General features: G+C 52.6%; 13 protein-coding genes. 2 read left to right on the forward strand and 11 right to left on the reverse strand.

Annotated features, from left to right (window positions below; translation table 11 throughout):
• Positions 1–49: 49 nt before the first annotated feature.
• Complete coding sequence (locus tag ACYVC2_RS07800; RefSeq protein ID WP_461101741.1) at positions 50–967, reverse strand: RluA family pseudouridine synthase; 918 nt, start codon at positions 965–967, stop codon at positions 50–52.
• Positions 968–1,209: 242 nt separating this feature from the next.
• On the opposite strand from ACYVC2_RS07800, the gene ACYVC2_RS07805 reads away from it, so the two are divergent.
• Both ACYVC2_RS07805 and ACYVC2_RS07810 read left to right on the forward strand, forming a co-directional pair.
• Entirely contained in the window at positions 1,210–2,349 is a 1,140-nt protein-coding gene (locus ACYVC2_RS07805) for an FIST signal transduction protein (protein ID WP_461101742.1), read from the forward strand.
• Between the two features lies 1 nt (position 2,350).
• Positions 2,351–3,880 carry an ATP-binding protein gene (locus tag ACYVC2_RS07810; RefSeq protein WP_461101743.1) on the forward strand — a complete coding sequence of 510 codons (1,530 nt, stop codon included), beginning with the start codon at positions 2,351–2,353 and terminating at the stop codon, positions 3,878–3,880.
• Positions 3,881–3,970: 90 nt separating this feature from the next.
• On the opposite strand, the gene ACYVC2_RS07815 is transcribed toward ACYVC2_RS07810, so the two are convergent.
• From ACYVC2_RS07815 to ACYVC2_RS07860, 10 genes are all read right to left on the reverse strand, one after another.
• Entirely contained in the window at positions 3,971–4,762 is a 792-nt protein-coding gene (locus tag ACYVC2_RS07815) for a LytR/AlgR family response regulator transcription factor (RefSeq protein WP_461101744.1), read from the reverse strand.
• Positions 4,743–5,426: a 4'-phosphopantetheinyl transferase family protein gene (locus ACYVC2_RS07820; RefSeq protein WP_461101745.1), complete on the reverse strand. Its 684-nt coding sequence runs from the start codon at positions 5,424–5,426 to the stop codon at positions 4,743–4,745. Before ACYVC2_RS07820 ends, ACYVC2_RS07815 begins: the two co-directional genes overlap by 20 nt.
• Positions 5,423–5,680 (reverse strand): acyl carrier protein, encoded by a 258-nt coding sequence (locus tag ACYVC2_RS07825; RefSeq protein WP_461101746.1) that lies wholly within the window; start codon positions 5,678–5,680, stop codon positions 5,423–5,425. The genes ACYVC2_RS07820 and ACYVC2_RS07825 overlap by 4 nt, the downstream gene beginning before the upstream one ends.
• A gap of 7 nt (positions 5,681–5,687) precedes the next feature.
• Entirely contained in the window at positions 5,688–6,959 is a 1,272-nt protein-coding gene (locus ACYVC2_RS07830; protein WP_461101747.1) for a beta-ketoacyl-[acyl-carrier-protein] synthase family protein, read from the reverse strand.
• Positions 6,952–7,398 carry a 3-hydroxyacyl-ACP dehydratase FabZ family protein gene (locus ACYVC2_RS07835; protein WP_461101748.1) on the reverse strand — a complete coding sequence of 149 codons (447 nt, stop codon included), beginning with the start codon at positions 7,396–7,398 and terminating at the stop codon, positions 6,952–6,954. Before ACYVC2_RS07835 ends, ACYVC2_RS07830 begins: the two co-directional genes overlap by 8 nt.
• A gap of 92 nt (positions 7,399–7,490) precedes the next feature.
• Entirely contained in the window at positions 7,491–8,288 is a 798-nt protein-coding gene (locus ACYVC2_RS07840; RefSeq protein ID WP_461101749.1) for an SDR family oxidoreductase, read from the reverse strand.
• On the reverse strand, positions 8,282–9,334 hold the full coding sequence (locus tag ACYVC2_RS07845) for a type III polyketide synthase (RefSeq protein ID WP_461101750.1): 1,053 nt from the start codon (positions 9,332–9,334) through the stop codon (positions 8,282–8,284). Before ACYVC2_RS07845 ends, ACYVC2_RS07840 begins: the two co-directional genes overlap by 7 nt.
• Positions 9,331–10,044, reverse strand: a complete 714-nt coding sequence (locus ACYVC2_RS07850; RefSeq protein WP_461101751.1) for a methyltransferase domain-containing protein — start codon at positions 10,042–10,044, stop codon at positions 9,331–9,333. Before ACYVC2_RS07850 ends, ACYVC2_RS07845 begins: the two co-directional genes overlap by 4 nt.
• Positions 10,045–10,077: 33 nt before the next feature.
• Entirely contained in the window at positions 10,078–11,208 is a 1,131-nt protein-coding gene (locus ACYVC2_RS07855; protein WP_461101752.1) for an NAD(P)/FAD-dependent oxidoreductase, read from the reverse strand.
• Between the two features lie 168 nt (positions 11,209–11,376).
• On the reverse strand, positions 11,377–12,519 hold the full coding sequence (locus tag ACYVC2_RS07860) for a sensor histidine kinase (RefSeq protein ID WP_461101753.1): 1,143 nt from the start codon (positions 12,517–12,519) through the stop codon (positions 11,377–11,379).
• Positions 12,520–12,559 lie beyond the last annotated feature (40 nt).

Genomic DNA, 12,559 nt, shown 5'->3' on the forward strand with positions numbered 1-12,559 from the left:
CCTCCTTTGTCGGGATGACAGAAAGTAAACAGCCACTTTTCAAACCGGCTCAGTCGCGCTCTTTTACCTGACTCAGGAAACTCTTCGGAACCGGTGTGTCGAACCGCATCGGATCGCCCGTAATGGGATGCTCGAAAGCGAGTACTTGGGCGTGAAGGCCAAGCCGGCCGATAGGATTATGCGTGGCCCCATATTTGGCATCTCCCACAATCGGGTGGCCGATATCCTGCATGTGTACCCGAATCTGGTTCTTACGCCCGGTTTCCAGCTCCAGTTCCAGTAGGGCGTAATCGGCGCTGGCTTTCAGTATGTTATAGTTCGTGATGGACAACTGACCGTGCTCCGGATTCTGGCTGGAGTACACAATCAGCGCCTTGCTTTCACGCAGGTACGACGTAATCGTTCCGCGCGACGGTTCGGGTACGCCTTCCACGAGGGCTACGTATGTCCGTTGTTTGGTCGTGGCGTTCCAGGACTCCTGCATCAGCCGCTGCACCTTTTCGCTCTTGGCGAACATCATTACCCCCGAGGTTTCCCGGTCGAGCCGGTGAATGATGAATATCTTGTTTTTAGGATCTTTTTTCTTTGTATAATCGCTCAGAATGCTGTAGGCTGTGCGGTCACGTTCTTTATCCGTACCCATCGACAGCAGCCCCGCCTGTTTGTTGATCACGATCAGATACAGGTCTTCGTACAAAATCGTCAGCCCGCGGTACTGGGTCGTTTCAGGAGCGCGATTGGCCGCTACCGTCACAATCTGGCCCGGCTGCAAGGGGTGGTTAAACTGCGTATAAACCTTTCCGTCGATTAGAATCTGTTTGTTGCGCAACAGCGATTTGATGTTGTTTCGATTTTTGTGCGGCAATTGCGCCACTAAAAACGACATAAGCTGAGCAGGCTCCGAAACGGTAAGTTGGGTGTCGGAGCGGTGTCCACGGTGTCGGTAGGGTTTCTCGGGGGTATCCATAGCGCAAAGATACGGTTTTGCTAACTACACCTAAGCCATTAGGTTTCGGTTGCGAAGAGCTTCTGGCTTAAAAGATCTTATTTCGGGCTGTCCACTTATAAATGCCCGTCTTTATATTCTCCATATTTCATTTTTGGTGTATACCAAGGATTTGTATATTAGCAGATAGCATACTTATTTTTTATTCGGTAATTTGGTTTATATCGTTCATATCTATTTTTACGGATACATTTTACCTCATCATGAAAATAGGGCAGGCCAGATTTGCGAACGGCAGCTGGGAAACGATTTCAGAAACGCCTGGTTTCTCAGCCGGAGCGGTGCAACTGGTATTAGCCTTTGGCGGACGAAAAATACTGGAGACAACTCGTCCCTACGAACACCTGCGCCAGCTTTACCCAACGGCGCACATTATCATCAATTCGACATCGGGAGAAATTATTTCCGACAAAGTGTACGACGAAACTCTGGCCGTTACAGCTATAGAACTCGAAAGAACTACCGTTCGGACCGTTCAGATCGATATTTCGGAGCACAAAGAAAGTTACCGGGCGGGCGAGCAGATTGCCCGTACGCTGGACGATGAAAACCTGGCCGCTATCCTGCTGATATCCGATGGGGGCCTGGTCAACGGTAGCGATTTAACGGAAGGTTGTAATCAGTTTCTGAACCGACTGGTGCCCGTAATCGGCGGGCTGGCAGGCGATGCCGACCGGTTCGAGCGAACGCTGGTGGGTGTCAATCAGAACCCTGAATCGGGTAAAGTAGTCGGGGTTGGGTTGTATGGATCGGAACTCCGGATCGGGCATGGTTCGATGGGTGGCTGGGACGTGTTCGGACCGGAGCGCGAAGTGACCCGATCGGCCTACAACAAGCTGTATCAGATTGAAGATCGGGGAGCGCTGGATCTCTACAAAGATTATCTCGGAAAATATGCGGATGGGTTGCCGGGTACGGCCCTGCTGTTTCCCTTATCGATTCGGGTAACGCCCGATTCGCAGCCGCTGGTGCGAACGATTCTGTCGATCGACGAGAGTTCGAACAGCATGACGTTTGCGGGCGATATTCCGCAGGGGGCGCGGGTACGGTTTATGCGGGCCAATCTGGATCGGTTGGTGGAAGCTTCGGCTACGGCCGCTCAGCGGTCGCTTCAGCAGCTTGGCAGAACGCCCGAACTGGCGCTGCTGATCAGTTGTGTCGGTCGAAAACTGGTGCTGGGCCAGCGAACCGAAGAAGAGATTGAAGTGGCCCGGGACATTTTCGGTAGTCAGCCCGTGATGACCGGGTTTTATTCGTACGGCGAGATTGCGCCGGCCGGGCCTGCTTCGCCGGGTGAGCTGCATAATCAAACCATGACCATCACGATCCTATCCGAACAATGATATGGAGATAAACTCTCTACATAAAATTTTAAAGCGTCAGATCAACCGACATTTATCCCCCGATCAGTTACAGGACGAGCACATTCAGGCCTTTATCCAGGCCGTCAACGAATCGTATCTGAACTCGGATCGGGATAAAGAGTTGCTCGAACATTCGGCTCTGCTGAATGAGCGGGAATATTCCGACATCAACCAAAAATTAAAGGAAGAAGTCAGTCAGCGTCGTCAGTCGGTCGAAAAGCTGATGGAAGCCATTCATCTGATCGAGGTGCCCGAAGGTGAGTCCATTACCGACTTCGACCCGGGTAACCTGGTTGGGCTGGTGGGCTTTTTGCAGCGTCAGATCGAATATCGGAAAAGCATCGAGGACGAACTGCGTCACGCCAAAGAACTAGCCGAAGAGGCTACGCAGGCCAAATCGGAGTTTCTGTCGATGATGAGCCACGAAATTCGGACACCCCTGAACGGTATCGTCGGGATGACCTATCTGATGCTTCAGGAAGAAGTACCCCCGGCGCTGACCGAAAACCTGAAAACCCTTCAGTTCTCGATCGAACACCTGCAGGCGCTGATCAACGACATCCTGGATTTCAGTAAGATCGAAGCCGGAAAAGTTGAACTGGAAGCGGTCAATTTCGACCTGAAACACCTCGTTTCGAATATCAAGCGTGCACAGCAGGCTAAAGCACAGGAAAATGGCAACCGGATTCGGCTCATGGTCGACGACGACATACCAGATTCGCTCGTCGGCGATTCGCTGCGCATCGGCCAGGTGCTGACCAATCTGGTTTCCAACGCCATCAAATTTACGCATCAGGGAACCATAACCATCGAACTCGCGCTCGAAAACCGGACCGAAGACCGGGCCATTATCTACGTGTCGGTGCAGGACACCGGAATCGGGATTGCGCCGGAAAAACAGCAGGCCATCTTCACCATGTTTACCCAGGCGAATTCGGCCACTACTCGCAAGTTCGGCGGGACGGGGCTGGGACTGGTGATCACGAAGCGACTGCTCGAATTACACGGCAGCTCCATCAGCGTGACGAGCGAAGAAGGCAAAGGAGCCACGTTTTCGTTCACGCTCGATCTGGCCATCAGCCATGCTACCGCCCCCGTGGCCTCTGTTGTCGATGCAGTAGATAACAAAACCCTGAAAGGGCTAAAGATTTTGCTGGTAGAAGATTACCCCGTGAACGTTAAGGTAGCCCTAAAATTCCTGACGATGTGGGGCATCGAGGTCGATACCGCCGAGAATGGTCTGGTCGCAGTGGATAAATGCCGTGCGGGGCAGTTCGATCTGGTGCTGATGGATTTACAGATGCCTATTATGGATGGGTACACGGCCGCACAGGAGATCCGGCATTTTAACTTCGATGTGCCCATCATTGCCTTGACAGCTTCGGCCACGTTCAGCAACCGGGACCGGGCCGAACTGGTCGGTATGAACGATTACGTGACCAAGCCGTTCAACCCGAAGGAACTGTTCTACAAAATTGCCAAGTACAGCCAGCGGCAGATCAACGTGTAAAGTAGTTTGTAGTACCGCTTGTCCCGGTCGGGTATATGCGGCTACCTAACCCGACCGGGACAAGCGGTGCTACATAACATATGGGATGGGTTATTTCCCCAGCCATTCCTTAAACTCGGTCATTCGGTCGCCACTGACGAACACTTCCTGGCGGGATTTAGGTACCAGGTCCAGCTTGAGTTTGCCCGCCGAAAAGGCATGAATGGTCTGAATAGCCGCCAGCGAAACCAGAAACTGGCGACTGATGCGGAAAAACTGGCGTGGATTGAGCAGTTGAGTGAGTTTATCCAGGCTGTAGTCGACGGGCAGCGACAGACCATCTTTGGTAACCAGAAAAACGACCTTTTCTTCCAGGTAGAAATAAGCGATTTCGGCGGTTTCGATGCTACGGATTTTCGTGCCGACCGTGATCATGAACCGCTCTTTATAATCGGTCTGCTTCGATTTGCCGATCAGGTTGATCAGCATTTCCAGGTCCGGCGCGGCCGGTGTTGCATGCCCGAACTGCTTTTTCAGGGCTTTGAATTTTTCGATGGCTGCTACCAGCTCGTTGTAGTTGATGGGCTTGAGCAAATAATCGATGCTGTTCACTTTAAAGGCCTGGATCATGTATTCGTCGTAGGCCGTTGTAAAAATAACGGGCGTCATCAGCTCGGTTTGCTCGAAGATGCGAAAGCCCAGATCATCTTCCAGGTGAATATCCATAAACACCAGATCGATTGGTGCCGACGTTCCCTGAGCCCTGTGCTCGTCGAACCAGCTAACGGCTTCGGCGACCGACGGAATTCGGGCTAATACGCTAATGTCCGGATCGTATTTGTGAAGCAGACTTTCGAGTCGTTTACCGGTCAGGTTTTCGTCTTCAATAATAACTACATTCATAAGATAGGATGGGATTACTGCACGACAAAGCGGCTGTACAGAACCGCTTCAGAACTTCATCCGATTTCTGTGTCAGGGCAAAAGCGCCGTAGTAGCCATGGTGGCTGAGACTGATAACCTGGCTGGACGAATTGCCCGACGGATCGCGGACAATGAGCGACGGAATACCCAGTTCATCGCTGTGAATATCGATTCTGTCCTCGGAAATAGAAAAGCGGGTTGCGTAAAATTGTTTGATTCTTTTTCGGATAGTGGTGCGATGGTGTTGATAATCAGCTTGTTCGAATGGTATGACGACCTGGTTAAATAGCAGGTGAGAAACTACGGGGAATGCTACGCTGGCAACATACCGATCTGTAAGAGTGGAGAGGGTCGAATACGTTTTCTGGTACGAAACATAACCTGCTATCGAGGTCGCATCGGTTCTGACGATGCGGCAGATTAGCTTATGGGGCGCAAAAAAACGCTGGCCGGTTTCCTGAACCACCAGCTTATAAGCGCTTTCTTTCATGCTCCAGAGCGTCCAAACCAGCGCGTCAGGATCGTCGGCGTTTCTTATAAGCCGTTGCTCAGCAAGGGTGAAAAGCTTGTCCAGAAATCCTTTCCGTCGCCAGTTGCTTTCCCGACGGGCCTGCGCCAGATCGACAATGTCGTTTCCGATCATTTTTCGGCCAGCTTCTGCGATATTATATCGACGGCTGCGCCCACGGTCAGCATGCGTTCCATAGAAGCATTGTCGATTTCGATGTCGTACGCTTCTTCCACGTCCAGCGCAATGTCGACCAGGTTCGCTGAATTGATTTTCAGGTCTTTAATAAAATCCGTTGTTTCATTGACGTTTTCGAACGCCTGCTCATCCTGAACGTACGGTTTGACAATCTGTTTTAAGGTCGTGATCAATTCCTCTTTTGTTTGCATGAGTTGTTCAGGGGTTGAATTTTTTCAGGATGACGCACGCATTGACGTCACCAAAACCAAAATTAGCTTTGGCAATCAGGTTGATATCGCTTCGGGTAAACTGCCGGGGTATCCGCCCGGAAGAAATCTGGGCCGCAACAGCCGGATGTAAATCGTCGCAGTTGATGGAAGGATAAAGAAAGCCTTCGGCCAACTCCAGCACAGCCGCTACGCACTCGATACTACCGGCTGCACTCAGGCAATGGCCAACCATCGATTTCAACGAATTGATATACGGAAAATCCAGTCCGGAACGCCCCAGCGCATCGACCCATCCTCTGACTTCGTCGGGGTCTTTGGTGGTTGCCGTCAGATGCCCATCGATCAGGTCGATCTCACTGGCCAGAACCCTGGCCTGCTGTAGTGCCTGTCGAATACACCGTTTTACGGCCTCGGCGTTGGGGGCTGTCATTGAACCGCTACCCCGCTGTCCACCCGAATTTACATGTCCACCCAGCACTTCGGCATAAATGACGGCCCCGCGTTCCAGCGCGCTTTCCAGCGATTCGAGTACCAGGGCGCCAGCCCCACTTCCGGGTACAAAGCCGCTGGCCGTGGCGCTAAGGGGCCGGGAAGCGCGCTCCGGGTCCTGATTATATTGGTAAGGCAGCACCCGCATGGCATCGAAGCCTCCCCAGATGTAGGGGCCGTGATCGCTGCAGCTGCCAGCCAGCATTCGCCTGGCCGAGCCCGAAACGATGCGGTCGTAGGCGATCAGGAGCGCTTCTGTGCCCGTAGCGCAGGCCGATGAGTTGGCCGTCAGTTGATTTCCGCACCCTAGCATGCCCCCCAGATAGGCACTGACGCCACTCGTCATGGTCTGGATAACCACCGTACTGCCCAGCCGTCTGACCTGGCCCTGATCGACTTTGTAAATGGCTTCCCGGAATTTATCGACGCCCAGCATGCCGGTTCCAAACACAATCCCGCTGTCCCAGTCGGGCTCCTCAGCTGCCACGGGCAGACCGGCGTGCTGCCAGGCTTCTTTACCTGCAATGACACCATAGATAACTCCGCTGCTCGTGAGCTGATGCAACTGTAGGTCCGTAAAGTACTGGTGTTTAATGGCGTCGGTAAGGGGCGGAACCCCACCAACCTGGCAGGAAAATTTCAGTTCGGCCAAATCAGGCTGAAACCTAATTCCGCTGCGTCCTTCCTGGATGGCCGATCGAAACGCAGGAACGCCCACGGCATTGGGAGCCACTACGCCCAGCCCGGTGATAACGACCCGCTTACGCATGAGGCTTTTGGGTCATCATACCCGATATGGTTCCCCGACAAACCAACTCCCCGCGATCATTCAGCATGGTTACGTTGCATTTTAATTTATGAAACCGAAAGTACACTTTTGTCGACCGAACCGTAACGGTTTCGGTTGGAAAAACAGGTCGGTAAAAATCAATTTGCGTCGAGGTCATCGCAATGGCCAGATCGTCTACCGATGAAGCGTTCAACAGGAAAATCCCCAGACAGACGACGCCGATCTGCGCCATCACTTCCGTCAGAATAACGCCCGGCGTAACGGGGTTGCCGGGAAAGTGACCTTCATAAAAAGCCGAATCCGCCGGAAACGTATAACTCCCTTCAACCCCGTTTTCATCGACCGCGTGCAGCGTATCGACAAACAGAAACGGTTTGCGGTAGGGGAGTTGCTCGAGGATATAGTCAAATGGCGACACAGGTTAACCAAATGTATAATGAATAATGTACAATGGATAATGGTAAGGACCGCAGACAATTATACATTGTTCATTATCCATTATTCATTAACCTATCGAAGGTGTTCGCCCCCGTTGACCGGAATGACGGTGCCATTGATCCAGGCGGCTTCGTCGGTACAGAGCAGATAAGCGACCTTGGCTACATCCTCCGGCGTAGTCAGCCGGGCAAACGGATTGCGTTGCTGGCTCTGCGCTTTTAGCGTATCGGCACCCGGTATCAGCCGCAGCGAAGGTGTATCGGTCACGCCCGCCATGAGGCAGTTGGACCGGATACCAAACGGCGCCAGCTCCAGCGCTATACTTCTCGAAATAGCCTCCAGAGCCGCTTTAGCCGCCGACACAGCCGCGTAGTTGGGCCAGGCTTTGGTGCTTCCCTCGCTGGTAAAACTAATGACGCGGGCATCGGCGGCAAACAACGAAGCGTCCAGCAGGCGTTTGGTCCAGTCGTATAAACTGATGGCCATCGCTTCGATTGTCAACTGAAAATCATCGTGTTTGAGCGTGGCCCGATCCGCGGCAACCATCGGTTTGAGATTGCCTTTTGCCAGACTATGAATCAGCGCTCTCACTTTGCCACCGCTCTGCAGAACTGCTTTTAGATCCGCAATGACGACTTCCTGTTTCTCGGCGTTGGTAGCGTCGACGTTATAGTGCTTCACCTGAATGCCTTCGGCCTCCAGGCTGGCAAAAGCCAGTTCGACAGTCGGTAAGTCGGCCCGGCGAGTGCGGTGAATCAGGCAAAGGTGCATGCCGTGCCGGGCGAGCTTGCGGGCGGTCGCCAGACCCAATCCGCTGCTTCCTCCGAGAATGACAGCCCAGTAATTCTTATCTTTGAATTCGCTTACCACTGTAATAAAACCCGTTGCGCCGAAAAGCCAGGCCCGAAACTCAGCATAAGCCCGTACGAATCTTTCTCGGGTTGTTTATCCATGAACCGTTCCAGGACGTAAAGAACCGTTGCGCTCGACATGTTTCCGTAGAGCCGCAGCACTTCTTTCGTATCGTCGATGTTTTTTCCCAGCTTCCCGAACAATTCCTGAATGACGTCCACAATTCTTCGGCCGCCGGGGTGAAAAATCAGGTGTGAGATATCGTCAATTTTTAACTTGTTCTTCGCCAGAAACGGATGCACGATAGCCGGGAAATGTGCTTCGATCGTGTCGGTCACGTCTTTGTCCAGAATCATCTGCAAACCGCTGTTGACCACACTGAAACCCATCATGTGAATGGCATCGTAAAAATGATACATTTCTTCCGCCACTACCTCAGGACCGTGGTCGTCTTCGTGCGACGAAAGCAGCACGCAGGCGGCCCCGTCGCCAAAGATAGCCGCACTGACGATATTGACCATCGAAAAATCGTCCAGTTGAAACGTAGCCGTCGGCGATTCGACGGCAATCAGAGCCGCGCGCTTGCCGGGATTAGCCTTCAGAAAGTTCTTGGCGTAGATGATGCCCGATACCCCGGCCACGCAGCCCATTTCCGTTACCGGTAACCGGACTACATCCTGCTTCATCTGCAAGCTATTGATCAGGTAAGCATCCAGCGACGGAATCATGATCCCGGTGCAGCTCACCGTGATCAGATAGTCGATATCCGTAGGTTGCCAATTGACCTTTTTGAGCGCGTTGGTAAACGCCGTTTCGCCCAGTTTAATGGTTTCTCGGATATAAATGGCGTTTTTTTCTTCGAACGACGTTCGGCTGAAAACCTCCGTGGGCGTCATGATCGAATACCGTTTGTCGACGGCGGCATTTTCGAATATCTTCTTGACTTTTCGTTGAAACCGGCTTTCCTGCCCCGCGAGCCAGGTGTCCAGAAACGGTACTATGTCTTTTGTCTGGCGCCAGTACGGAGGTAAGGCTTTGGCGGCTGCCGTAATTTTTACACTCATATATTTTTGATAAGCCACTGATAGCGGAACGCCCACCGCCAGTTGATCCGGTATGATTGAAGCTGTAATTGTCGGGAAAAGGCTTGTAAGTCCTGCCGTTTGAATCCGCGAAGAATGGAAACCAGACCATCCTCTCTCGACATGTCGTTCAGGCGAAACACAAAGCAAATGAGTTGAAAAAGCCGGTAAGCCAATGCACTGCGTTGTAAATCATTGATAACAACGCCCAGTCTGGCATTGTTGGTCAGGAGGCTGGTTAAGTGCAAAATTTCCTGATCGGAGAAATGATGCAGGGTTAGGGTGCACAAGGCAATGTCGTAAGTCTGGCGCGCAAAATCAGGCTCGAAGACGTTCATCACGGCGTATGAAACCGTCGGATAGGCCGTCGAAATGGCTTCGGCGTGGCGAATGGTAAAGGCGTTGGCATCGATGCCAACGATCGAAAACGATATGCCCCGGCGTGTCAGGAAGTCGGCTACAGCCCGGCACATATCGCCGTTGCCGCATCCAATATCGATGACTGACAGGGTTTTGCTTTCGGGCCAGTTTATGAGCAGTTCGTCGATGCCATCCAGGGTAATGCGGTTGCCACCCAGCCACTGGTTAATAACAGCAATCTTATCGAGGGCATCCCGCAATTCGTCGCCTTCCAGCGAAAAATTGTCCATTACTTCTTCCTGGGATGTCCGGTACCGGGTTTGTACGAGCATTCGTTCCTGTTCGTCGTTTTTAAATGGTATAACTCACCGGGCTACTAAAGGCTTGCCGTGGGTTTGTCGGATCAGTAGGGGCAAAGCGGCCGGGAGCAGTTGTAAGCTTCTGAGCAGAACGGCGGTGGATGTACCATGCTGCAGAAACGACTGCACAATCCGGCCCGTTGTCAGCCGGTTTTGAAAAGCGTCGTTCCAGACTTTACGATATTGCTGTTCCAGGAGCCGTCGGGTTGCCAGTTTACCTCCCAAAAAATCCAGGATCAGCTCAGACGCCAGCTTGGCGCTGTGAATGGCCATGGCCATCCCGTTGCCACAGAGCGGATGAATGACCCCCGCCGTATCGCCACACATCAGCATATGCTGCTCCACCGGCTCTTTCCGGTCGAACGAAATTTGGCTGATCGACAGGGGTTTGTCAAAGAGCGGAGTCGCTTTTGAAAAAAACTCCTTTAGCCATGGATTCTGCTGCATCACCTGCTGCTGGAAAGTCATAAGATTCCGGTGCTTCTTAAAACTCCTGTAATGGGTCAGATAACAGGCATTGACGCGATTATCTTCCACTCGCGACAAGCCGCAGTATCCCCCATCGAAATGATGCAGCGACACCAGCTGATCCGGGTAGTCGGCTTCGTAGTGCGCTTTTACGCCAATCCAGGGCGAATCATTCTGAATAAAGCTGCGCTGCAATTGCTTGTCCAGATTCGACCGTTTGCCATAAGCGCCAATCGCTATCGTCGATCGATACGTGTTTCCTTCTGATGTAGTTGCGTTAAAAACGTCATTTTCGAAGACAACATCCAGCACTTGTTCCTGAAACACGCGGGCGCCCGCTTCGGTAGCCTTCTGGTACAGAAAGTGATCGAATGTGTACCGGCTCAGGCCGAAGCCCCCCAGCGGAAGTTCGCTCCCGATCGTTTTGCCCGAGATCGTGCTGAATAGAAAGCGCTGAAGGCGAGACGGCTTCAGCGGGTCGATGTCGATGCCCAACTGTTGCAGATACGGCAGTACTTCATTCGATACGTATTCGCCACACACTTTATGCTGTGGGTAAGCGTGCTTCTCCAGCAGGATGACCCGTACGTGTTGCTGAGCCAGATGAAGAGCCGCCGTTAAGCCGGCCAATCCACCGCCTATGATCAGTACGTCCGTTTCGTGCATCATCGGTCAGTAGCTTGGCTGTCGAAAAAGCGTGAATGGATTGGCAGCATGAAAACGCAACCCATATGGTTCTCACAACTGGTTGTTGTGGGCAGATGTTCGCATAAAAATAGCGAACCGCGGGTTCTGTTACTGATCGTACAGCCCGCGGTTCGCTATTTTTATCCGTTCTTAAGCCACCGGCTCTTTCACCGTTTGAGCCAGCAGCGGAATTCTTACGATGAAATTGCCGTCGTTTTCGCCGACCCATACCGACTGATCGGTGAGTAGAGCATACCGGGTGATAATGTTCTGAAGCCCCACACCCGTCGATGTTTCGGACTGTGGCCGGGGCTGTAAGTTATTTTGCACGATTAAGGATTCACCTTCGAGCAGAATATGTACCTGGAGCGGTTCCCGGGTCGACATACGGTTGTGTTTCACCGCGTTTTCGACTAGCAACTGCAACGTCAGCGGGGCAATGCTGTAGTGAGTCTGGTCCAGTTCAGGAACGTCGATGAAAATATCGAACTTATTCTCGAAGCGAATATTGAGCAGAAACCGGTAAGCCTCGATGAACTCCAGCTCAGTGCGGAGCGGCACCCGCTCATTGTCTTTCTGCTCCAGAATGTAGCGATACGCCCGCGACAACTGATCGATGAATTTTTCGGACAGATCGGCATCGACATATACCAGCGACGACAGGATGCTCAGACTGTTGAACAGAAAATGCGGATTGACCTGGCTTTTGAGAGCCGCAAATTGTGCCTGGATGTTTTCTTTCTCCAGCCGTTCGGCCCGGAGCTGAACATCTTCCAGCCGGCGGTAGGCACGCCGGTTGGCCGACAGATAGAATGCCGACAGCATGGCCATTACCGTCAGGGCGTTATTGGTGCGCCGACGGCGTTCGCGGGCACGCTGGCGTTCTTCGTCGGAACGGGTCGGCGTTTGCGGCCTTGGTTCGTGGTATAGCCCGTAACGCTGCTCGATAAAATCATCGAGGCTATGCCAGATCACGGCAAAAGCGCTGTTGAACGATACGGCCAGCGCACTGGCGATAATCAGGGTGGCAATCTGAGCCGGAATCTTGAACTCGATCAGGAAGCCCTCGCCGAAGCGATGGAAAAAGTGCTGCTGCAGCCATTCCGTTACCGTAATCCAGGCGTAGAAGAAAAGAACCGTCAGGATCGTTTCGAGAATCCAGAACGGCATTTGCCGAAGCGAGAAAAGCCAGCTAAACGTTGCGCCGTTGGCATACAGTCGGATCGGCCAGTAGACAACGAATACACTCAGGGCGAGCTGCCACTTCTGCGAATTCGTCAGGCGGTAAGACATAGCATTGTCGGTTTATTACCAAAACTACCCATTCAATCGA

It is taken from the genome of Spirosoma koreense (genome assembly GCF_054777875.1).

Coding starts and splice junctions, on each gene's coding strand:
- ACYVC2_RS07825 (WP_461101746.1), bottom strand. CDS start 5,680: ATGCAAACAAAAGAGGAATTGATCACGACCTTAAAACAGATTGTCAAA.
- ACYVC2_RS07815 (WP_461101744.1), bottom strand. CDS start 4,762: ATGAATGTAGTTATTATTGAAGACGAAAACCTGACCGGTAAACGACTC.
- ACYVC2_RS07860 (WP_461101753.1), bottom strand. CDS start 12,519: ATGTCTTACCGCCTGACGAATTCGCAGAAGTGGCAGCTCGCCCTGAGT.
- ACYVC2_RS07805 (WP_461101742.1), top strand. CDS start 1,210: ATGAAAATAGGGCAGGCCAGATTTGCGAACGGCAGCTGGGAAACGATT.
- ACYVC2_RS07850 (WP_461101751.1), bottom strand. CDS start 10,044: ATGCTCGTACAAACCCGGTACCGGACATCCCAGGAAGAAGTAATGGAC.
- ACYVC2_RS07800 (WP_461101741.1), bottom strand. CDS start 967: ATGGATACCCCCGAGAAACCCTACCGACACCGTGGACACCGCTCCGAC.
- ACYVC2_RS07830 (WP_461101747.1), bottom strand. CDS start 6,959: ATGCGTAAGCGGGTCGTTATCACCGGGCTGGGCGTAGTGGCTCCCAAT.
- ACYVC2_RS07855 (WP_461101752.1), bottom strand. CDS start 11,208: ATGATGCACGAAACGGACGTACTGATCATAGGCGGTGGATTGGCCGGC.
- ACYVC2_RS07810 (WP_461101743.1), top strand. CDS start 2,351: ATGGAGATAAACTCTCTACATAAAATTTTAAAGCGTCAGATCAACCGA.
- ACYVC2_RS07820 (WP_461101745.1), bottom strand. CDS start 5,426: ATGATCGGAAACGACATTGTCGATCTGGCGCAGGCCCGTCGGGAAAGC.
- ACYVC2_RS07845 (WP_461101750.1), bottom strand. CDS start 9,334: ATGAGTGTAAAAATTACGGCAGCCGCCAAAGCCTTACCTCCGTACTGG.